The organism is Micromonospora sp. CPCC 206061 (assembly GCF_036906915.1).
In the GTDB taxonomy this organism is placed as follows: domain Bacteria; phylum Actinomycetota; class Actinomycetes; order Mycobacteriales; family Micromonosporaceae; genus Phytohabitans.
Genome location: NZ_JBAKHX010000052.1, coordinates 1 through 20,059, shown reverse-complemented (window position 1 = coordinate 20,059; position 20,059 = coordinate 1). Strand labels below are relative to the sequence as shown.

Annotated in this window: 18 protein-coding genes; 9 read left to right on the top strand and 9 right to left on the bottom strand. The window is 71.7% G+C overall.

The annotated features are described in order from the left end of the window. Positions 1–55: 55 nt before the first annotated feature. From pucD to uraD, 7 genes are read right to left on the bottom strand one after another with little or no spacing between them, the layout of a single operon-like run. Positions 56–2,266, bottom strand: coding sequence for a xanthine dehydrogenase subunit D (pucD, locus tag V6V89_RS27940; RefSeq protein ID WP_334622429.1), 2,211 nt, complete (start codon positions 2,264–2,266; stop codon positions 56–58). Beyond that, a complete protein-coding gene (locus V6V89_RS27935) occupies positions 2,263–3,600 on the bottom strand; it encodes an 8-oxoguanine deaminase (protein ID WP_334622428.1) in 1,338 nt (445 codons plus the stop codon). The genes pucD and V6V89_RS27935 overlap by 4 nt, the downstream gene beginning before the upstream one ends. Next, positions 3,597–4,052 carry a (2Fe-2S)-binding protein gene (locus V6V89_RS27930; RefSeq protein WP_334622427.1) on the bottom strand — a complete coding sequence of 152 codons (456 nt, stop codon included), beginning with the start codon at positions 4,050–4,052 and terminating at the stop codon, positions 3,597–3,599. Before V6V89_RS27930 ends, V6V89_RS27935 begins: the two co-directional genes overlap by 4 nt. Then, the gene (locus V6V89_RS27925; RefSeq protein WP_334622426.1) at positions 4,049–4,894 is read right to left on the bottom strand and encodes an FAD binding domain-containing protein; all 846 of its coding nucleotides are present in this window, start codon (positions 4,892–4,894) and stop codon (positions 4,049–4,051) included. Before V6V89_RS27925 ends, V6V89_RS27930 begins: the two co-directional genes overlap by 4 nt. After that, on the bottom strand, positions 4,894–5,748 hold the full coding sequence (gene pucL, locus V6V89_RS27920; protein WP_334622425.1) for a factor-independent urate hydroxylase: 855 nt from the start codon (positions 5,746–5,748) through the stop codon (positions 4,894–4,896). Before pucL ends, V6V89_RS27925 begins: the two co-directional genes overlap by 1 nt. 2 nt (positions 5,749–5,750) lie before the next feature. Beyond that, positions 5,751–6,077, bottom strand: coding sequence for a hydroxyisourate hydrolase (uraH, locus tag V6V89_RS27915; protein ID WP_334622424.1), 327 nt, complete (start codon positions 6,075–6,077; stop codon positions 5,751–5,753). After that, on the bottom strand, positions 6,074–6,562 hold the full coding sequence (gene uraD, locus V6V89_RS27910; protein WP_334622423.1) for a 2-oxo-4-hydroxy-4-carboxy-5-ureidoimidazoline decarboxylase: 489 nt from the start codon (positions 6,560–6,562) through the stop codon (positions 6,074–6,076). Before uraD ends, uraH begins: the two co-directional genes overlap by 4 nt. Positions 6,563–6,677: 115 nt before the next feature. Between uraD and V6V89_RS27905 the strand changes: the two genes are divergently transcribed. The 3 genes from V6V89_RS27905 (at position 6,678) to V6V89_RS27895 (ending at position 10,277) form a co-directional block, all read left to right on the top strand. Beyond that, positions 6,678–8,204 carry a PucR family transcriptional regulator gene (locus tag V6V89_RS27905; protein WP_334622422.1) on the top strand — a complete coding sequence of 509 codons (1,527 nt, stop codon included), beginning with the start codon at positions 6,678–6,680 and terminating at the stop codon, positions 8,202–8,204. 395 nt (positions 8,205–8,599) lie between these two features. Continuing rightward, positions 8,600–9,175 (top strand): nucleotidyltransferase family protein, encoded by a 576-nt coding sequence (locus V6V89_RS27900; RefSeq protein WP_442935229.1) that lies wholly within the window; start codon positions 8,600–8,602, stop codon positions 9,173–9,175. Continuing rightward, a complete protein-coding gene (locus V6V89_RS27895) occupies positions 9,168–10,277 on the top strand; it encodes an XdhC family protein (RefSeq protein ID WP_334622419.1) in 1,110 nt (369 codons plus the stop codon). Before V6V89_RS27900 ends, V6V89_RS27895 begins: the two co-directional genes overlap by 8 nt. A gap of 7 nt (positions 10,278–10,284) precedes the next feature. Here V6V89_RS27895 and V6V89_RS27890 read toward each other — a convergent pair whose 3' ends face one another. Together V6V89_RS27890 and V6V89_RS27885 are read right to left on the bottom strand one after the other, a co-directional pair. Continuing rightward, complete coding sequence (locus V6V89_RS27890) at positions 10,285–10,665, bottom strand: VOC family protein (RefSeq protein ID WP_334622418.1); 381 nt, start codon at positions 10,663–10,665, stop codon at positions 10,285–10,287. A 122-nt stretch (positions 10,666–10,787) separates the two neighbouring features. After that, on the bottom strand, positions 10,788–11,081 hold the full coding sequence (locus V6V89_RS27885; protein WP_334622417.1) for a hypothetical protein: 294 nt from the start codon (positions 11,079–11,081) through the stop codon (positions 10,788–10,790). 139 nt (positions 11,082–11,220) lie between these two features. On the opposite strand from V6V89_RS27885, the gene V6V89_RS27880 reads away from it, so the two are divergent. The 6 genes from V6V89_RS27880 (at position 11,221) to V6V89_RS27855 (ending at position 19,698) form a co-directional block, all read left to right on the top strand. Then, positions 11,221–12,102: a fructosamine kinase family protein gene (locus V6V89_RS27880; RefSeq protein WP_334622416.1), complete on the top strand. Its 882-nt coding sequence runs from the start codon at positions 11,221–11,223 to the stop codon at positions 12,100–12,102. Beyond that, complete coding sequence (locus V6V89_RS27875; protein WP_334622415.1) at positions 12,099–13,043, top strand: DNA polymerase domain-containing protein; 945 nt, start codon at positions 12,099–12,101, stop codon at positions 13,041–13,043. The genes V6V89_RS27880 and V6V89_RS27875 overlap by 4 nt, the downstream gene beginning before the upstream one ends. Positions 13,044–13,151: 108 nt before the next feature. After that, on the top strand, positions 13,152–15,257 hold the full coding sequence (glgX, locus tag V6V89_RS27870; RefSeq protein ID WP_334622414.1) for a glycogen debranching protein GlgX: 2,106 nt from the start codon (positions 13,152–13,154) through the stop codon (positions 15,255–15,257). A gap of 1 nt (position 15,258) precedes the next feature. Continuing rightward, entirely contained in the window at positions 15,259–17,517 is a 2,259-nt protein-coding gene (gene treY / locus V6V89_RS27865) for a malto-oligosyltrehalose synthase (RefSeq protein WP_334622413.1), read from the top strand. Between the two features lie 58 nt (positions 17,518–17,575). After that, positions 17,576–18,997, top strand: a complete 1,422-nt coding sequence (locus V6V89_RS27860; RefSeq protein ID WP_334622412.1) for a DUF3459 domain-containing protein — start codon at positions 17,576–17,578, stop codon at positions 18,995–18,997. 95 nt (positions 18,998–19,092) lie between these two features. After that, on the top strand, positions 19,093–19,698 hold the full coding sequence (locus V6V89_RS27855; protein WP_334622411.1) for an O-methyltransferase: 606 nt from the start codon (positions 19,093–19,095) through the stop codon (positions 19,696–19,698). Positions 19,699–20,059 lie beyond the last annotated feature (361 nt).

The following is a 20,059-nucleotide window of genomic DNA, read 5'->3' as shown; positions in this document are numbered from 1 at the left end:
GCGCCCGTTGCCAGGATCACCACGGAGCAGCCGGCCGAGCGCGGCACGCATCGCGCTACCCGACGATGTGCTCTGGCCGCACCGGTACCCGGGTCAGGGCCTTGCCGGTGGCGTTGCGGATGGCGGCGACCACCGCCGGGGTGGACGAGATCGTCGGCGGCTCCCCGACGCCGCGCAGCCCGTACGGCGCGTGCGGGTCGGCCATCTCCAGGACGTCGACCTTCATCGGCGGCATGTCGAGGATCGTAGGGATCAGATAGTCGGTGAACGACGGGTTCCGCACGACGCCGTCGACCATCTGGATCTCCTCCATGAGCGCGAGGCCGAGCCCTTGCGCGGTGCCGCCGTGGATCTGGCCCTCGACCGCCAGCGGGTTGACCGCCTTGCCCACGTCCTGCGCGGTCACGATCTCCACCACCCGCACCAGACCCAGCTCCAGGTCGACGTCGACGGTGGCGCGGTGCGCGGCGAACGCATACTGCACGTGGGCATTTCCTTGCCCGGTCACCGGGTCGAGCGGATATGTGGGCCGGTGCCGCCACTCGACGGTCTCCTCGACCGGCTCGTCGCCGATCGCGTCGACCAGGTCGGCGACGACCGCGCCGCTGTCCGACACCACCTTGCCGCCGTCGATGCGGGCACCACCCACCCGGGCCAGCAGCGCCGCACGCACCGCCTGGCACGCGGCCCGCACGGCGCCGCCGGTCATGTACGTCTGCCGGGACGCCGAGGACGAGCCGGCGCTGCCGACCGAGGTGTCGGCCGTGGCCACGGTCACCCGCTCGACGCCGAGCTCGGTGCGGGCGATCTGCGCCTGCACGGTCACCAGGCCCTGGCCGACCTCGGCGGCGGCGGTGTGTACGAGTACCGCCGGCTCGCCACCGATCACCTCCAGCCGGACCCGCGCGGTGGCGTAGTCGTCGAAGCCTTCGGAGAAGGCGACGTTCTTGATGCCGATGCCGTAACCGACGCCGCGGACCACGCCCTCGCCGTGCGTGGTGTTCGAGACGCCACCAGGCGCTTCACGAGGGTCACCACTAGAGGGAGGCGGCGGCGGAAACGAGCGCACCCGCGTCAGTATCTCGGCCACCGGCGCCGGGCCCTCCACGATCTGCCCGGTGGGCATCCGCGACCCGGTGGTCATCGCGTTACGCAGCCGGACCTCAACCGGATGCAGACCCAACTCAAGAGCGAGTCTGTCCATTTGCGACTCGTACGCGAAGCACGCCTGCACCGCGCCGAACCCGCGCATCGCGCCGCACGGCGGGTTGTTGGTGTAGTACACCGAGGCGTCCATCACGACGTTCGGCACCTCGTACGGGCCGATGCCGAGGGTTGCGGCGTTGGCGGCGACGGCGGTGGAGCTGGAGGCGTAGGCGCCGCCGTCGAGCACGATCTTCGCCTTGACATACACCAGCTTGCCGTCGCGGGCGGCCCCGTGCTCGTACCACAGCTTGGCCGGATGCCGGTGCACGTGGCCGAAGAACGACTCCTCCCGGCCGTACACCATCTTCACCGGCCGTCGAGTGTGGAGCGCCAGCAGGCTCGCGTGCACCTGCATCGAAAGGTCCTCGCGGGCGCCGAACGCGCCGCCGACGCCGGCGAGGCTGAGCCGCACCTTGTCCACGGGCAGGGCCAGGCACTCGGCGACCTGCTTCTGGTCGACGTGCAGCCATTGGGTGGCGACGTACAGGTCGACGCCGCCGTCCTCCGCGGGCACCGCCAGCCCTGACTCGGGACCCAGGAACGCCTGGTCCTGCATACCCACCTGGTACTCGCCGGTGACCACCACGTCAGCGGCGACGGACGGGTCGCCCACGCGGATCGGCACGTGCCGCAGCAGTTCGCCGGCTGCCGCGTCGGTGACGGCCGGCAGCACCTCGTAGTCGACGGCGATCCGGGCAGCGGCGCGGCGCGCGGTCTCCGGGTGGTCGGCCGCGACGACCGCGACCGGCTCGCCCTGGTACCGCACCTCGCCCATCGCCAGCACCGGCTGGTCGATGATCTCCAACCCGTACCGCTTGGCGCCCGGCACATCCTCGTGGGTGAGCACCGCGTAGACGCCGGGCAAGGCGACCGCCGCGGTGATGTCGATGCCACGGATGCGGGCGTGCGGGTGCGGGCTGCGTAGCGTCGCTCCCCACAGCATGTCGTCGGCCCACAGGTCGGAGGAGAACGCGAACTCGCCCCGCACCTTCAGCTCGCCGTCGGGGCGATTCGGGCTCGTGCCCACCCCACCGATCACCTGAACATCCACAGTGGTCATCGCGGAAGCAGCCTCTCGTGCGCCCGGACGGTACGCCGGGCCAGGTCGCGCTCGTCGGCGGTGCGCAGCCGCCCCGCCTCGACCACCGGACGGCCGCCGACCAGCAGCAGCTCCACAGTGGCCAGCGGGCCGAACACCAGCGCTGCCACCGGGTCGTCGATGCCGGCGTGACCCAGCCCGTCGATCCGCCACAGCGCGACATCGGCGAGCTTTCCGGGCTCCAGCGAGCCCATCTCGTCGGACCGGCCGAGGCAGCGTGCGCCGCCGATGGTGCCGAGCGACAGCGACTGCCGGGCGGTCAGCGCCGCCGGCCCACCGCGCAGCCGTGCGGCGTACAGCGCCTGGCGCAGCTCCACACCGAGTTGGCTGGTTTCCTGCGACGCCGCGCCGTCGACACCGAGGCCGACGGGCGCGCCGGCAGCCAGCAGATCGGGCACCGGCGCCACGCCCGCGCCCAGCCGCGCGTTCGAGCTGGGACAGTGCGCCACGCCCGTGCCGGTGGCGCCGAACCGGGCCACCGCGCCCGCGTCGAGGTGCACGGCGTGCGCGAGCCACACGTCGTCACCCAGCCAGCCGAGGCGTTCGGCGTACTCGGCCGGGGTGCAGCCGTGCTTCTCCCGGCAGTACTCCTCTTCCTCGACGGTCTCGGCGAGGTGGGTGTGCAGCCGCACGCCGCGACGGCGGGCGAGCGTCGCGGCCTCGCTCATCAGCTTGCCGGTGGCGGAGAACGGCGAGCACGGCGCCACGGCCACCCGCAGCATCGCGTCCGGCGCCGGGTCGTGGTATCGGTCGATCGCCGCCTCGGTGCCGGCGAGCGCCGCCTCGGTGTCCTCGACGACCTCGTCGGGCGGCAGGCCACCGGCGGACGCGCCGAGGTCCATTGAGCCGCGGCACAGGTGAAACCGCAGCCCGATCTCGGCGGCCGCATGGGCCTGGGCGGCCACCAGATCGCCGACCCCGTTGGGGAAGACGTAGTGGTGGTCGGAGCTGGTGGTGCAGCCGGAGAGAGCGAGCCAGCCGAGGCCGGCGGCCGTCGTGTCGGCCACGACCTGCTCGTCGAGGCGCGCCCAGATGGGGTACAGGTCCGTCAGCCAGCCGAACAGGTTCTCCTGCTGGGCGAGCCCGCGCGTGGCCCACTGGTACAGGTGATGGTGGGTGTTGACCAGGCCGGGTGTGGCGAGGCAGCCGGTGCCGTCGACCCGCTCCCCCGGCCCGGGGTAGCTGCCGGAGCCCACCGCGACGATCCGTCCGTCTTCGACAGCGACGTGCCCATCGGCGTACTCGGTGCCGGACGCGTCCACCGTGGCCACGGCACAGCCTTCAATGATCATCATGGCTGAACCCGCTCACAGGCCAATCGCACGGCGTCGAGGATCTTCTCGTACCCCGTGCATCTGCACAGGTTGCCCGCCAGCGCCTCGCGGATCTCCGGGTCGGTCGGCGCTGAGTCTCGGGCCAGCAGGTCGTGCACCGCGACCACCAGGCCGGGCGTGCAGAATCCACACTGGACGGCTCCGGCCGCCAGGAACGCCCGCTGCACCGGCCCGTCGGCGAGCCCTTCGACGGTCACCACGTCGTGCCCCTCGGCCTGCCCCGCCGCGACCAGGCACGCGCACACCGGCATGTCGTCCAGGTACACCGTGCAGGAGCCGCACTCGCCCTGCTCGCAGGCGTTCTTGGCGCCAGGCAGCCCGAGCCGCTCGCGCAGCACGTAGAGCAGGCTCTCGCCCGCCCACACGTCGTCGGCCTGCCGACTTTCCCCGTTGACCGTGCAGTTCAGCCTCACGCCAACCCCTTCCAGGCCCACACGAGCGTGCGGCGCGCGAGCACCGACAGCGCGTGCTTCCGGTACGCGGCCGTGCCGCGCACGTCGTCGATCGGTGACGCCGCCGCGCTCACCAGCTCACCGAAGCGTTCCGCCACCGATAGGGACACCGGGTCGCGCCCGTCCCAGTCCAGCGAAGCCGCCAGGAACTCCTCCGCGTCCGGCGCCCGCACCGGTGTCGGCGCCGCCGACCCGATCCCCGTTCCCACCGTTCGGCCCGCTGGGTCCAGCGACAGCGCGAACGAACACACCGCGATCACCATCGCGTTGCGGGTGCCCACCTTCGCGAACTGCTCCGCACCACCGGGCCGCACCAGGAACGCGGCGATCAGCTCGTCGGGCGCCAGCGCGCTGCGCTTCGGGCCCAGGAAGAACCCGTCGACCGGCACTTGGCGCACACCGCGTACCGAGGCCAGCTCCACCAGCGCGCCGGAAGCGAGCAGCGGCGGGTGCGCGTCACCGGCGGGCGAGGCCGAACCGAGGTTGCCGCCGACCGTGCCACGGTTGCGGATCTGCGGTGAGCCGACGGTGCGGGACGCCATCGCCAGTCCCGGCAGCGCGGTGCCCAGTTCCTCGATGATCCGCCGGTACGACACCCCGGCGCCGACGCGCAGCAGGTCACCGTCGGTGCCCCATTCGGCGAGCGGGGCGACCCGGGTCAGGTCGAGCAGCGCGGGCGGGCGGCGGCGGTCGAAGTTCAGCTCCACCATCACGTCGGTGCCACCGGCGATCGGCACCGCGTCGGGGTGCGCCGCTTTGGCCGCCAGCGCCTCGTCCCATGTGGAGGGTTGCAGGAAGTCCATCAGAACGCCCCGTCGACCGGCGAAACCGAGGAGCGCAGCACCGTGCCTTCGATCAGCCCGTACGGCCGGTCCGCCGCCACGAACACCTCGTTGGGGTTGTCGAGCCCGAACGGCGACAGGTCGACGAGGAGGTGGTGCTTGTTGGGCAGTGCTAGCCGCACCTCGACGATCTCCGGCCGCTCTTCCAGCACCCGGCGCCCCATCGCGTACAGGGTCTGCTGGAGCGACAGGCTGTACGTCTCGACGAACGCGGCGACGAGCGCGTCCCGCACGCCGCCGTAGGAAGCCGCCCAGTCCCCTTCGGAGGAAGCGTGCCGCCACCGCGCCGACACCGCCGTCGCGAGCACCCGGTCCTTCGTCTCCGGCAGCGTCGTGTACTCGTCCTTCGCGTACCCCCAGAACTCCGAGTCGGTGGAGTTCAGCAGTACCAGGTCGGCGATGCCGGACACCACCCACTCGTCGGCTCCGTCCACTGTGACCAAGCACGTGCGGTTCTCGCCGCCGTCGCGCTGAAACGAGTGCGGGCCGAGCCGTCGCCACGCGTACTGCTCGATGGACACGCGAGCGCGGCCGATCGACGGCTGCGACGCCACGAAGTGCCGCGCCAGCCGCAGCCCGAACTCCTCCGGCTCCCCGATGCCGTGCCGCTTCGCGAACGCGTACACGGTGTTCTTCTGCGTGTCGGTCGGCAGCACCGCCGCGTTGTCGCCGGTGAGGTGGGTGCCCGCCAGGTCTCCCGCCAGCGCGACGCTGACGTTGAGGTCGCGCAGTTCGTGCCGCGCGCCGTCACGCACCACCCGCACGACCCGCGTCTCCGCCTTGCCGTACTGGTTAGGCCCCAGCACGATACTCATTCTCAACTCCCCCGGTAGGTGGTGTAGCCGTACGGGCTGAGCAGCAGCGGAACGTGGTGGTGCCGCGCGGTGTCGGCGACCCGGAAGACCACGGCCACCTCCGGGAAGAAGGCGTCGGGTCCGAGGTGGCCGGCCGTGTCGAAAACCAGCCGGTACACGTCCGCCCGCCACTGCCCCTCCGGTACCCAATCGCGTAGCCGGCCGTCGGCGTCGGTCGCGCCCGCGGCGACCGGTGACCACCCGTCGCCGTCGCGGCGTTCCAGCCTCACCGGCACCCCCCGGGCCGGCGTGCCGGTGCTGTTGTCGAGCACGTGGGTCGACAGGCTCACGACACGAGCCGTTCCAGCCGCAGCAACGCGATCTTGCGCAGTTCGTTTCGCACCACGCCCCGCTCGGTCTCCTCGTCGTTGGCCAGGCGCGCCCGCGCGGCCGCGAGCATCTCCGCGTCGGTCTTACCCGTCGCGAAGATCAGGAAGACGTGGTCGAAGCGCTCCTCGTACGCCCTGTTCGCCTCCGCGAGCGCCTCCTTGGCAGACTCGGCCACGCCGGCCTGCTCGCGCCGCGACCAGGTCGACTCGCGGTCGTCGCCGGCTGGTCGCTCGCCGATCCGCGGGTGCGCGGACAGCGCCCGCGCGACGTCATCCCAGGTCAGGTGGCGCGCCGCGCGATCACCCGCCGCGCGTAGTGCCAGCACGTCCCGGTACGGCCGACCAGCGGCGACCTCCCGGGCCCACGCTGGAGCCGCGCAGCAGGCGAGCAACTCGTGTTCGGCGTCGGCCGGCGACAGGGCATTGAACTGCGAGAGTTCCGCCATTGGACGAGTACAACAGTTGGCCGTTACGTCCTTGAAGCGGCGGTAACGCCGAAACCGATACACGGTCGCCGTATGGTTTTCGTAGGTTCCTCCAAACCGGCCCGAAGGACCCGCGATGCTGCTGCGTGAGCTGCTCGACCAGCCCCGGCTGAAGCTCGCCTTGCTCACCGGCGCCGAAGGCCCCGACCGGGCGATAAACCGGATATACGTGACAGATCTCCTCGATCCCCGCCGCTACCTGGCCGGCGGTGAGGTGGTGCTGACCGGCCTCATGTGGCGCCGCGAGCCCGGCGACTCGGAGGCGTTCGTCGCGGCGTGCGCGGCCGGCGGGGTCACCGCGATCGGCGCCGGCGACGCCGTCTACGGCTCGGTGCCGCCCGACCTGGTCGCCGCTTGCCGCCGCCACGGCGTGCCGCTGTTCGAGGTACCCGTCGAGGTCTCGTTCCGCGAGATCGTCGACCAGGTCAACCAGTCGCTCTGGGCGCACCGCGCGAGTGGCCTCGCCTCCGTACTCGGGCGCCAGCGCGGCCTCATGGCGGCGATGGCCGCCGGTGCCCGCCTGGCCGACCTGCTCCCGCCGATGGCCGCCGACCTGGGCGTGGCGTGCTGGATCCTGTCCCCGACCGGGCGGTTGATCGCCGGCACCGCGCCACTGGGTGACCGGGCCGCGGCGCTCGCACGGGCGTTCCTGTCCGCCAGCCGGCTCCCGGCCGTGGTAACCGTCGACGGGCGGCGGTACCACCTGGTCGCCGTGCCCGGCCGGCCCGAACACCGCCTGGCGTCGTGGTTCCTCGCGTGTCCCGCCGAAGGCGACACCCACGGCCCCCCGGAGGCCGTCGACGAGCTCGCCAGCCTCGCGGTGCTGGAACGCACCCAGCTCGACGAGGTCGTCCGCGTCGAACACCGCCTCGCCGACAGCGTCGGCCGCCTGCTCGCGACCGGTGCCGAGCCGGCCGACCTGCGGGCCGCGCTGCTGTCATGCGGGCTGCCGCCCGAGGCGACGCTCGTGGCGGTGGTCGCCGCCCTGACCGGCCTGCGCGCACCGCCCGAGCTGGGCCTCGCCGTGCTCCAGGAAGCGCTGCGCACCGTGACAGACCACGCGGTGGTGACCCCACTACCAGGGTCAGAGATCCTCGCCGTCCTCGCGGCGCCGCCGGGCACCGACGTCGCCGCCGCGCTGCGCACGGCGACCGACGCACTCGCGCCCGGGCTCGGCGCCGGCCGGCTGTCGATCGGCGTCAGCGGCCCCGCCGCCGGCCCGTCGACGCTGGCGGGCGCCGTCGAAGAGGCCCGCCACGCGTACCGGTCAGCCGCCGGCCGCACGGCGGTGGTCGCGTCCAGCGACCTGGCGTCGCACCAGCTCCTGCTGGCCCGGGTGCCGATGGAAGCGCGAGCCGCGTTCCGGGAGCGCCTGCTCGGGCCGCTGGTCGAGTACGACCGCGCGCACGACGCCGACCTGGTGCACACGCTGGGCGACTTCCTGGACTGCGGCGGCTCGTGGACGCGCTGCGCCGAGCGACTGCACGTGCACGTCAACACGCTGCGCTACCGGATCGGCCGCATCGAAGCCCTGACCGGCCGCGACCTGACCAACTTCGACACCCGAGTCGACTTCTTCCTAGCCCTCCACCTGACCCCATAACGGGAGGGCCACCCGCCCCACCCGCCGCGCCGTCCCCTCACGCCCGGCCCGCGCTCCGCGCCCCGCCCGCGCCCCACGCCCGCGCCCCACGCCCGCGCCCCTCCGCGTCGATCAAGGGCAAATGCACGTGGTTCGATCTCAAATCCGCGTGCGTTTGCCCTTGATCGATACGAAAGTCCTTGATCGCCGCGAAACGCAGGCCGCGTCCGCGAAGCTCGGGCCGCAGCTCACCCGAGGGCCGGCGGGTGACGCCCGCGCAGGTAGGCGAGGTGGGTGCCCTGCGACCACGGCTCACCGGGGCCGGGCCGGGCCAGCGCGTGTGGCGCAGGCGCGCCGCCAGGTCGGCGAGGACCGCTCGTCGACGTGGATCTGGAAGGGTTCCACCGGCATAGAGTATGACCGTGACCGCCGCGGGACTGCTGCTCGCCGCTGGCGCCGGCCGGCGGTACGGGATGCCGAAGGCCCTGGTCCGCCGCGATGGTCGGCTGCTTGTGGAGCACGCGGCCGCCACCCTCCGCGATGGCGGCTGCGCGCCCGTGGTCGTGGTGCTCGGCGCCGCCGCCGACCGCGTCCAGGCCGAGGTCCGTATGGAGCGGGCCGTCGTCAACCAGGACTGGCCGACGGGCATGGGCTCGTCGCTTCGCGCCGGCCTCGCCGCTCTCGACGAGACCGGCGCGGAGTCCGCCGTCGTGCTACTGGTCGACCAGCCCGGCATCACGGCCGCCGCCGTGCGCAGGCTCGTCGCGCTCTCGGCGCCCGACGCCCTCGCCATGGCCGGGTACGCCGGCCGGCGCGGCCACCCCGTGCTGCTCGGGCGTGACCACTGGGTGGGTGTCGCGACGCTGGCCACCGGAGACGTGGGCGCCCGGCCTTACCTTTCCAAGCACGCCGTGCGGATCGTGCCGTGCGAGGACGTAGCCGACGATCGTGACGTGGACACGCCCGAGGAGCACACTGGGTCTCATGCGTGAGGTCATCGACGACCTGCTCCGGTGGTGGCGCGGTGGCGAGCCGGTGGGCGTGGCCACTGTCGTCGCGACGTGGAGCAGCGCGCCGCGCCCGCCAGGCGCGACCATGCTGGTCGGGCCGGACGGCACAGCCGTCGGCAGCGTGTCGGGTGGATGCGTCGAGGGCGCGGTCTACGACCTTTGCCAGGAGGCCATCGCCGGCGGGCAGCCGCGCCTTCAGCGGTACGGGGTGAGCGACGACGACGCCTTCTCGGTGGGCCTGACGTGCGGGGGCACGATCGAGCTGTACGTCGAACGGGTCGACCGGGAGACGTTTCCGCAGCTGGCAGACGTGGCCGAGTCGATCGACAAAGCCGTGCCGGTGGCTGTGCTCACCAGCGTCGAAGGCCCCGACGACCGGCTCGGCCGGCACCTGGTGATCTGGCCCGATCGACGGGACGGCACGCTGGGCTCGGCGCGGCTCGACGACGCCGCCACCGACGACGGGCGCGGGCTGCTCGCCGGCGGGCGCACCGGAGTGCTGCATTACGGCCCCGACGGGCAGCGCCGCGGCGGTGGGCTGAGCGTGCTGGTCCGCTCGTACGCGCCCCGCCCCCGGATGATCGTCTTCGGCGCGATCGACTTCGCGGCGGCGGTCGCCCGGATCGGCGCCTTCCTCGGATATCGCGTGACCGTCTGCGACGCCCGCCCGGTCTTCGCCACCCAGCGGCGCTTCCCCGAGGCCGACGAGGTCGTGGTGGCGTGGCCGCACAAGTACCTGGCCGCCGAGGCGGAAGCGGGCCGGCTCGACGAGCGCAGCGTCGTCTGCGTGCTCACGCATGACCCCAAGTTCGACGTACCGGTGCTGCGGATCGCCCTGGACCTGCCGCTCGCCTACGTCGGCGCCATGGGCTCACGCCGTACGCACGACGACCGTCTCGCGCGGCTGCGTGAGGCCGGCGTCGACGACGCCGCACTGGGGCGGCTGTCGTCGCCGATCGGGCTCGACCTCGGCGCACGGACGCCGGAGGAGACCGCGGTGAGCATCGCCGCCGAGATCATCGCGAGCCGGTGGGGTGGTCACGGCCGCCGCCTCTCCGAGACCGCGGGGCGCATCCACGGGTAGCCGCCGGCTAGCTCTCCTGGAGCACCGCGATGATGTTGCCCGCCGGGTCAGCGAACCAGGCGATTCCCGGGCCCATCTCGTCGCGCACGATGCCCTTTTCGTCCTGCTTGAAGCCGTCGTACCGCTCGAAGCGGATGCCCCGCGCCGTAAGGTCGTCGACCGCCTGGTCGATGTCGTCGACCGGGAAGTTCAGCACCGTGAAGCTGGCCGGCGCGTGATTGTCTTTGGGGTAGACCATGATTCGGCTGTCGCCGTTTGCCGGGTGCAGGAACAGCACCCCGAATTCGCTGTCGCTCACCCGCAGCCCGAGTGTGCCGCCGTAGAACTCCTTGGCCTTGGCCAGGTCGTCGACGGAGAAGCTGCTGAACGCCTTCGTGTTTCCAAGCATGGCCGTCTCCTACTGAGCTTGTTGGGTCGCTCGGTCGTGCGGCGCTACAAGGCAACGCCTTCCCTCGTCACTTCGCTCCTCAGTCCAGGCGTCGCCGCGCCAACTCCCTCGCTCCCAGGGCTTTATGCCACCAACGCACAGCTTCGCTGATCGGGGGTGACCACCGCCTGCCGAACGCCGTAAATCTCATCCACGACACCCCTGGCCCACCGCATACGCGGCGCGGCGATCTCCGGGTGGTCGCCGTACGCGGTGGCCACATCGGCGGCGCAGCCACGGGTGCCGCCGTGGGCGCGCACCGCGGCGCGGATGGCGTCGGCGACGGCGGCCGCGGTGGGCCGGCTGCTGGTCGACAGGTGGCTGGTGAAGAGCGCTTCCGCGCGGGCGGCGGTGAGCGGGTCAACCTTCGCGATCATCGGAATCTCCTCCTGCGGTTTCTTCTTCCTCTGTCGAACGGTTAGACGGCCCGGCGGGTGTGGACTCATCGGTGCCAGGCGTGAAAATCACTCTTCTCATGGGGCCGAACGTAACAACGGGGTACGACACAATCGCGGGATGACGGAGACCGATCTCCTCGCCACTCGACTCGCCGCGGCCGGCTTCGCTGACATCGTGTCGCTGGAGCCCGCGTACGGGGGCGTGGTCGCCCACGCCGGGCTGGCCACCCGCGAGGACGGCACGCGACTGTTCGCCAAGACCATCGCCGATCCCGGCGCCGACCTGTTCGCCGTCGAGGCCGAGGGGCTCCGTGCCCTCGCGGCCGTGCCAGGCGTCCACACCCCCGCGGTACGCCTGGTGGCAGCCGACCTGCTCGTGCTCGAACCGCTCCGAGCGCGGCTCGACAGCACAGAATTCTGGGCGACACTGGGGCATATGGTGGCGACGCTGCACACCACGACGGGGTCCGAGCGGTTCGGCTGGCACCGCGACGGATGGCTCGGGCGGCTGCGGCAGCACAACGCGTGGAGCGACGACGGGCACGCGTTCTTCGCCGAGCACCGCATCCTGCGGTGGCTGACCGAGCCGCTGGTATCGGCCGCGTTCGACGCCGACGACCGCCGCGCTCTGGAGCACCTGTGTGAGCGCCTGCCGGACCTGGTACCCGATCAACCCGCCGCCCTCACGCACGGTGACCTCTGGACGGGCAATGTGCTCGCGGACGCCGCTGGTCAGCCCGTGCTGATCGATCCCGCCGTGTCGTACACGTGGCCGGAGGTCGATCTCAGCATGATGTGGTCGTGCGACCGGCCGGCGGAGTCCGACGCGTTCTTCGCCGCGTACGAGGAAGTCGCGCGGCCGCACGACGGCTGGCGCGACCGGATGCCGCTGCTGCACCTGCGCGAACTGCTCAGCCAGATCGCGCACGGCGACGGCGACTGGGGCGCTCTCGAAATGATCCGCAAGACCATCGCGCCGTTCCGGAGGGTGGGGCAATGAGCAGCGACGAGGTGACGCTCACCAATCTCGACCAGCCGCTTTTCGACGGTTCTGAGTCCACCAAACGGGATCTCGTCGAGTACCTCGACGCGATGCACGACCGGATCATCCCCGAGCTTCGCGACCGGCCACTGTCGGTGATCCGGGTACTGCGCGGGCAGAAGCCGTTCATGCAGAAGAACCTGCCCAAGTACACGCCGGAGTGGGTACGGACCGTGACGATGTGGGCGGAGTCCTCCCACCGCGACGTCTCGTATGCCCTGTGCGACGACCGGCGGACGCTGCTGTGGTTCGCGAACCAGCGCGCGATCGAGTACCACCCGACGCTGATGCGGTCCGAACGGTTGGACCGGCCGACGCACCTGGTGCTCGACCTTGATCCGCCGGAGGGCGACGGTGTGCCCGCATTCCGGCAGGCGGTGCGGGCGGCGCTGCTGGTCCGCCAGGCGCTCACCGACGCGGGCCTGGCAGGCGCGGTCAAGACCAGCGGCGCCAAGGGCGTGCACGTGTTCGTACCGGTGGCGGACGCGGCCTTCGACGACGCCGCGGCGGCCACCCGAGCGATCGCGGCCCGCGCCGAGCGGCTCGACCCGGCGCTCGCGACCACGGCGTTCATCCGGGAGGACCGCGGCGGCAAGGTCTTCATCGACTCGACCCGAGCGGGCGGCGCCACGGTGGTGGCGGCGTACAGCCCTCGGCTGCGCCCCGGCGTGCCCGTGTCGTTCCCGGTGGCCTGGGGCGACGTCGAGTCGGTCGTGCCGGCCGACTTCACCATCCACACCGCGCCCGGGCTGTTGGGCGCCGCCAACCCGTGGATGGAGCGGCTGCCGTCGCCGCAGCGCCTGCCCGACGACCTCGTGGCGGAAGGCCACACGATCCCGATCGCCCGCGTGCAGGCCATGCACGAGGGCAAACGCCGAGCCCGAGCCCGCCGCACCTAACCGCGCCACGCGTCTGGCCCGGATGGTGCCAGGCGGGTACGACACGTGCGTATCGAATGATGTGTCTATGCCCTAGATTGGGTGATCAACCGACGTACCCTGACGACCATGCTGGTCTGGCCGGGGCGGCGCTATCCGTTGGGCGCGACGTATGACGGGGTAGGCACGAACTTCGCAATCTACTCAGAGATGGCAGAAGGAGTCGATCTGTGCCTTTTCACCTCAGATGGCACGGAACAGCGCATCGAGCTCGCCGAGGTCGACGCGTTCGTCTGGCACGCCTTCCTCACCGGCGTCGAGCCCGGTCAGCGGTACGGCTTCCGCGTACACGGGCCCTATGATCCCGGCCGCGGGCTGCGGTGCAACCCCAACAAGCTGCTCCTCGATCCCTACGCCAAAGCGGTCGACGGTGACGTGTCGTGGCACCGGTCGTTGTACGGGTACGACATGGACCACCCAGAACGGATGTCGGTCACCGACTCCGGACCGCACATGCCCAAGGCGGTCGTCGTCAACCCGTACTTCGACTGGGGCAACGACCGCGCACCCCGCACCCCGTACCACGACACGCTCATCTACGAGGCGCACGTCAAGGGGCTGACCTGGCGGCACCCGGACATCCCCGAGGAGCTGCGCGGCACGTACGCGGGCATCGCGCACCCTGTGATGATCGACCACCTCAGCCGGCTCGGGGTAACGGCGATCGAGCTGATGCCGGTGCACCAGTTCGTCCACGACCACCGCCTCGCCGAGCGCGGCATGCGCAACTACTGGGGCTACAACACCATCGGGTACTTCGCGCCCTACCACGGGTACTCGGCCATGGGCCACCTCGGGCAGCAGGTGCAGGAGTTCCGCGGCATGGTGCGCGCCCTGCACGCCGCCGGCATCGAGGTGATCCTCGACGTGGTCTACAACCACACCGCCGAGGGCAATCACCTCGGGCCGACCCTGGCATTCAAGGGCATCGACAACGCCGCGTACTACCGGCTGGCCGACAACGCGCCGCAGCAGTACCTGGACTACACCGGCTGCGGCAACAGCCTCAACATGCGCGGCCCGCAGACGCTCCAGCTCATCATGGACTCGCTGCGGTACTGGGTCGAGGAGATGCACGTCGACGGGTTCCGCTTCGACCTGGCGGCCGCCCTGGCCCGCGAGTTCTACGAGGTCGACCGGCTCTCGACGTTCTTCGAGGTGGTGCAGCAGGACCCGGTGGTCAGCCGGGTAAAGCTGATCGCCGAGCCGTGGGACATCGGTCCCGGCGGATACCAGGTGGGCAACTTCCCTCCACTCTGGACGGAGTGGAACGGCAAGTTCCGCGACACCAGCCGCGACTTCTGGCGCTCGCAGCCGGTGCTCGCCGAGTTCGCCAGCCGGATCAGCGGCTCGGCCGACCTGTACCAGGACGACGGGCGCCGGCCGTTCCACAGTATCAACTTCGTCACCTGCCACGACGGGTTCACGCTCGCGGACCTGGTGTCCTACAACGACAAGCACAACGAAGCCAACGGCGAGGACAACCGGGACGGCGAAAGCTACAACCGGTCGTGGAACTGCGGCGTCGAGGGGCCCACGGAAGACCCGAACATCCTCGCGCTGCGCGCACGGCAACGGCGCAACTTCCTCGCCACGCTCCTGCTCTCGCAGGGCGTGCCGATGCTGAGCCACGGTGACGAGATCGGCCGCACCCAGCACGGCAACAACAACGGGTACTGCCAGGACAACGAGCTGTCCTGGGTGGACTGGGACAATGTCGACGAACAGATGCTGGAGTTCGTCCGGCGGCTGACCGCGTTCCGAGCCCGGCACAAGGTGTTCCGGCGCCGGCGCTTCTTCACCGGCCGCCTCGTTAAGTCGCGCAGCGCCGCGACGCCCGTCGCCGACATGGAGTGGTTCACCCCGGACGGCCGGCAGATGAACGGCACCGACTGGGACAGCAACATCGGCGCCCTCGCGGTCTTCGTCAACGGCGAAGGCATCAAGGAACGCGGCCGGTACGGCGAACGCCAGTGCGACAGCTCGTTCCTGCTGTGCTTCAACGGCCACCACCAGCCGGTCGACTTCGTGCTGCCGCCGCAGGAGTACGCGGAGAAGTGGCAGACCGTCGTCGACACCGCCGACGCCGGGCCGTCCACCCCGACGATGGTCGGCGCAGGCGCGCGCATCCGCGTGCCCGAGCGCTCGTTGCTGGTCCTCGACCGGGCGGTGTGAGGTGACTCCCGGCAGCACCTATCGCGTCCAGGTGCGGCCGGACTTCGACCTGTACGCCACCGCTGAGCTCGCCGACTACCTGGTCGCGCTCGGCGTCACCCACCTGTACACCGCGCCGCTGCTCACCGCGGCGCCCGGCTCCACGCACGGATACGACGTGGTCGACCACTCGCGGGTAAACCCGGAGTTGGGCGGCGAGCCGGGCCGGGAGCGGCTGGTCGCGGCGCTTCACGCGCATGGGCTCGGCCTGGTCGTCGACATCGTGCCCAACCACATGAGCGTGGCCGTCCCGGCCGCGAACGCGGCCTGGTGGGACGTGCTTCGTCGCGGCCGCGAGTCGCGGTTCGCGGGCTGGTTCGACATCGACTGGTCGCGCGGTCCGCTCCGGCTTCCGGTACTGGCCGACGACCCGAACGCGCTGGACGACCTCAAGGTTTCCTGGGAAGGCGAAGCAGACGGTGAGCTTCTCTACCACGAACTGCGCTTCCCGATCGCCGACGGCACCGGTGACGGCGATCCCAAGGACGTGCACAGGCGCCAGCACTACCGGCTGATCTCGTGGCGACGAGGCGACACCGATGTCAACTATCGGCGGTTCTTCGCGGTGTCCACACTGGCCGGTCTGCGCGTCGAGGACCCGGCGGTGTTCGCGGCCACCCATCGAGAGGTGCTGCGCTGGGCACCGGACGGCATCCGCGTCGACCACCCGGACGGGCTGCGCGACCCCGCCGGATACCTGGCCCGGCTGCGGAAGGCCGCACCGGACGCGTGGCTGCTCGTCGAGAAGATCCTGGAACCGGGCGAGCAGCTGCACCGCGAGTGGCCGGTCGACGGCACCACCGGGTACGACGCACTCGGCGAGGTATGTGGCCTCTTCGTCGACCCGGCCGGCGAGGAGCCCCTGCACCGGCTCGCCGGCGAGCCCTCGTGGCCCGGGATCAGGTATCAGGGGAAGAAGCGCGCCGCCACGACACTGCTGGCGGCCGAGCTGGGCCGCATCGCCCGGCTCGCGCCCGAGGTGCCGCACGCCGCCGAGGCGCTCGCCGAGCTGGCCGCCGCCTTCGAGGTGTACCGCTCGTACCTGCCCGCCGGGGCCCGCCATCTCGCCGCCGCACGCACCGAGGCCGCGCGGAGAAGGCCGGAACTCGCCGAGGCGCTCGACGCGCTCCGCACGCGCCTCTGCGACCCGGCCGACGAGCTGGCCCAGCGGTTCCAGCAGTACACCGGCGCGGTCATGGCCAAGGGCGTGGAGGACACCGCGTACTACCGCCACACCCGGTTCGTGGCCCTGAACGAGGTGGGCGGCGACCCGGCCCGCTTCGGCGTCACGCCGGAGGCGTTTCACCGGGCGGCCGCCGTGCGGCAACGGGACTGGCCGCGGGGCATGACCACACTGTCCACACACGACACCAAACGCTCCGAGGACGTGCGCGCGCGGCTGGCAGTACTCTCAGAAATGCCGACGGAATGGGCGGCGACGCTGCGCCGGTGGACGCGGGCCGCGCCCCTCGCCGACGCGAGCCTCGCGCTGCTGCTCTGGCAGACGGTGGCGGGCGCGTGGCCGATCGAGCGCGAGCGCCTGCACGCGTACCTCGAAAAGGCCGCCCGGGAGGCCGCGACGAGCTGGGCCGACCCGGACCTCGCCGCGGAGGCCGCGCTGCACGCGGCGGCCGACCAGGCATACGACGATCCGGACCTGCGCGCCGACATCGACGCGTTCGTCGCGACGATCACACCGTACGGCTGGTCGAACTCGCTCGGGCAGAAGCTCGTGCAGCTGGCCATGCCGGGCGTGCCCGACACCTACCAGGGCACCGAGCTATGGGACAACTCCCTGGTCGACCCCGACAACCGCCGGCCGGTCGACTTCGCCCTCCGGCGTGAGCTGTTGCGCCGGATCGACGCCGGGTGGATGCCGCCCGTCGACGCCACGGGCGCCGCCAAGCTCCTCGTCACCAGCCGGGTGCTGCGCGCCCGCCGAGATCGTCCGTTCGACCGCTACGAACCGGTGGTGGTCGAGGGGCCGGCCGCCGAGCACGCGTTCACCTTCGATCGGGGCGGCGTTGTCGCGATCGCCACCAGATTGCCGGTGAAGTTGGCACTTCAGGGTGGCTGGGGCGGCACTAAGCTGGCGTTGGCGCCGGGGCGGTGGGGCGATGTGCTTACCGGACGCACATGGCAGTCCCGGCGGGTGCCATTGTCCGACGTGCTGTCCGCCTATCCAGTAGCGCTCCTGGTGGTGAACCGTGACCAGGTTTAGTGTATGGGCTCCCGACGCGTCGAAGATGCGCGTTCGGGTGGCCGGAACTGACCATCCAATGACTCTGCAGGACGGCGGCTGGTGGCGCGTCGAGGTCGACTGCCCCGCGCACGGCGCCGACTACTCGTACCTTCTCGGCGACTCCGACCAGCCGCTGCCCGACCCGCGTTCGCGCTGGCAGCCGCACGGGGTGCACGGGCCGAGCCGCACCTACGACCACGCGGCGTTCCGCTGGACCGACGGTGCCTTTGCGGGCCGTGAGCTGACCGGCGGCGTGGTGTACGCACTGCACGTGGGAGCGTTCACCTCCGAGGGCACGTTCGACGCGGCGATCGACAAGCTCGACCACCTGACCGCGCTGGGCATCGACGCGGTCGAGCTGCGACCCGTCAACGTCGAGCACGGCCCGCTGCACTACACCGCGTGCTGGTACACGCCGCACCCCACGTATGGCGGCCCCGACGGCCTCAAGCGCTTCGTCGACGCGTGCCACGCGCGCGGCATCGCCGTGGTGCTCGACCTGCACTACGACCACGTCGAGGCCAGCTCGCCCCGCCTCGGCCCGTACCTCGCCGATGTCGTCAACACCTGGGGCCACACGCTCGCGCTCGACGGGCCGCACGCTGACGGCATCCGCAGCTTCATCGTCGACAACGTGATGATGTGGCTGCGCGACTACCACGCCGACGGCGTCCGGCTGGACGCCGCGCACACGCTCATCGACCGCCAGGCGATGCGGCTACTGGAGGAGCTGACCACCCAGGTCGAGACCCTCTCGGCCCGGCTCGGGCGGCCGCTGTCGCTGATCGCCGGCTCAGACCGGGTCGGCGCCCGGCTGATCACCCCGCGCTCGGCGCCCGGCGACCTCGCCGCGCTCTGGGAGCCCGACGACGCGCTCGACCGCAACTACCGGGCCGAGTTCGGCACGCTGGAGCAGCTGTTCACGATCCTGCGTCAGCGGTTCGCCGACGTGGGCGGCACCGACCGGCCGCTGGCCGCTCTGTCCCCCGGCATGCTGCGGCTCGGCGCCACCCTGCTGATGACCGCGCCCTCCACTCCGGTCATGCAGATGGGCGAGGAGTGGGCGGCCCGGCCGCCCGGCGAAACCGGCGCGCACTGGCCGGCACACGAGGCGAGAGCCCTTTCCAGCCTCGACTGGTCAGAGCTGGAGAAGCGCGAGCACAGCGACATGTTCGACCTGTACCGCCGGTTGATCGCGATGCGGCGCGCGCACCCCGACCTGTCCCAGCCGACGCTGCGCCGCTCCGACGTCTGGCACGGCGCCAGCTTCCTGGCGATCCGGCGCGGCTGCTGCGTCGTGGTCACCAACCTGCGCCGCACCCCGCAACGCGTCAACCTGCACGGCACGGCGCGCTCCGTCCTGGTGGCGACCGAGCCGGGCCTGGCGCTGGTCCACGACTCAGCCGACCTGCCCGGCGAGTCGGCGGCCGTGGTGGGCTGCGCCCGCTTCGACCGCTGAGCACTCCCCTCTCCCCGCCGCCTTTCCGATTTCCGTCGATCAAGGGCAAAGGCACGTGGTTCGATCTCTTTTCCACATGCGTTTGCCCTTGATCGATGGAGGTTTCCTTGATCGACGTATCGCCGTTCGACGTACCGCCGCTCGTGCGCGCCGCGCGCGACGCCGCCGCCGCGCTGGGCTTCACGATGGCCTGCGACGACCAAACCGGCGCGCTGCTGCGCACGCTGGCGGCCAGCAAGCCCGGCGGCCACCTGCTGGAGATCGGCACCGGCACCGGCGTCGGCGCCGCCTGGCTACTCGCCGGCATGACCCCCGACGCGAGGCTGACGACCGTCGAGGTCGACCCGACGACCGCCGCGGCAGCGCGCGACGTCCTCAGCGGAGACGTCCGCGCGCAGGTCACCCTCGCCGACGCGCGATCTTGGCTGATCGGGTACTCAGGACCGCCCTTCGACCTCGTGTTCGCCGACTGGATGACCGGCAAGTTCGAAGACCGCGACCTGCTCTTGCGCCACCTCGCGCCCGGCGCCCTGTACGTCGTGGACGATCTGCTCCCGCACCCGGCCTGGCCGGCGGAGCACCACGAGCGCGTGGCGGCCTTCCGCACGGAGCTTGCACGCGACTCCCGCCTCGCACCCACGCTGATCGACTGGTCGACGGGCGTCGCGGTCGCGGCAGTCGCGGCGACCAGCGGCCCCTAGGGCCGCCCGTAACCACGATCGCCGCATGCGGCCCCCACCCGCACAGAGCCCCGCCCGCGCAGAGCCCGCGGTCACGAGCCGCGCGGTCACGAGCCGCGCGGTCACGAGCCGCGCGGTCACGAGCCGCGCGGTCACGAGCCGCGCGGTCACGAGCCGCGCGGTCACGAGCCGCGCGGTCACGAGCCGCGCGGGCACGAGCCGCGCGGGCACGAGCCGCGCGGTCACGAGGCGCACGGGCAGCCAGCGCATGGCAGTCATCGACGGGCGACCGCGTCGCGCCGATCAAGGAGATCCGCATCGATCAAGGGCAAACGCACGCGGAAAAGAGATCGAACCACGTGCGTTTGCCCTTGATCGGCGG

Coding starts and splice junctions, on each gene's coding strand:
- V6V89_RS27900 (WP_442935229.1), top strand. CDS start 8,600: ATGACCGTGACCGCCGCGGGACTGCTGCTCGCCGCTGGCGCCGGCCGG.
- uraD (WP_334622423.1), bottom strand. CDS start 6,562: ATGGCGGAACTCTCGCAGTTCAATGCCCTGTCGCCGGCCGACGCCGAA.
- glgX (WP_334622414.1), top strand. CDS start 13,152: ATGCTGGTCTGGCCGGGGCGGCGCTATCCGTTGGGCGCGACGTATGAC.
- V6V89_RS27885 (WP_334622417.1), bottom strand. CDS start 11,081: ATGATCGCGAAGGTTGACCCGCTCACCGCCGCCCGCGCGGAAGCGCTC.
- pucD (WP_334622429.1), bottom strand. CDS start 2,266: ATGACCACTGTGGATGTTCAGGTGATCGGTGGGGTGGGCACGAGCCCG.
- V6V89_RS27935 (WP_334622428.1), bottom strand. CDS start 3,600: ATGATGATCATTGAAGGCTGTGCCGTGGCCACGGTGGACGCGTCCGGC.
- V6V89_RS27855 (WP_334622411.1), top strand. CDS start 19,093: ATGGAGGTTTCCTTGATCGACGTATCGCCGTTCGACGTACCGCCGCTC.
- V6V89_RS27895 (WP_334622419.1), top strand. CDS start 9,168: ATGCGTGAGGTCATCGACGACCTGCTCCGGTGGTGGCGCGGTGGCGAG.
- V6V89_RS27905 (WP_334622422.1), top strand. CDS start 6,678: ATGCTGCTGCGTGAGCTGCTCGACCAGCCCCGGCTGAAGCTCGCCTTG.
- V6V89_RS27880 (WP_334622416.1), top strand. CDS start 11,221: ATGACGGAGACCGATCTCCTCGCCACTCGACTCGCCGCGGCCGGCTTC.
- V6V89_RS27860 (WP_334622412.1), top strand. CDS start 17,576: ATGACTCTGCAGGACGGCGGCTGGTGGCGCGTCGAGGTCGACTGCCCC.
- V6V89_RS27925 (WP_334622426.1), bottom strand. CDS start 4,894: ATGGACTTCCTGCAACCCTCCACATGGGACGAGGCGCTGGCGGCCAAA.
- V6V89_RS27875 (WP_334622415.1), top strand. CDS start 12,099: ATGAGCAGCGACGAGGTGACGCTCACCAATCTCGACCAGCCGCTTTTC.
- V6V89_RS27890 (WP_334622418.1), bottom strand. CDS start 10,665: ATGCTTGGAAACACGAAGGCGTTCAGCAGCTTCTCCGTCGACGACCTG.
- pucL (WP_334622425.1), bottom strand. CDS start 5,748: ATGAGTATCGTGCTGGGGCCTAACCAGTACGGCAAGGCGGAGACGCGG.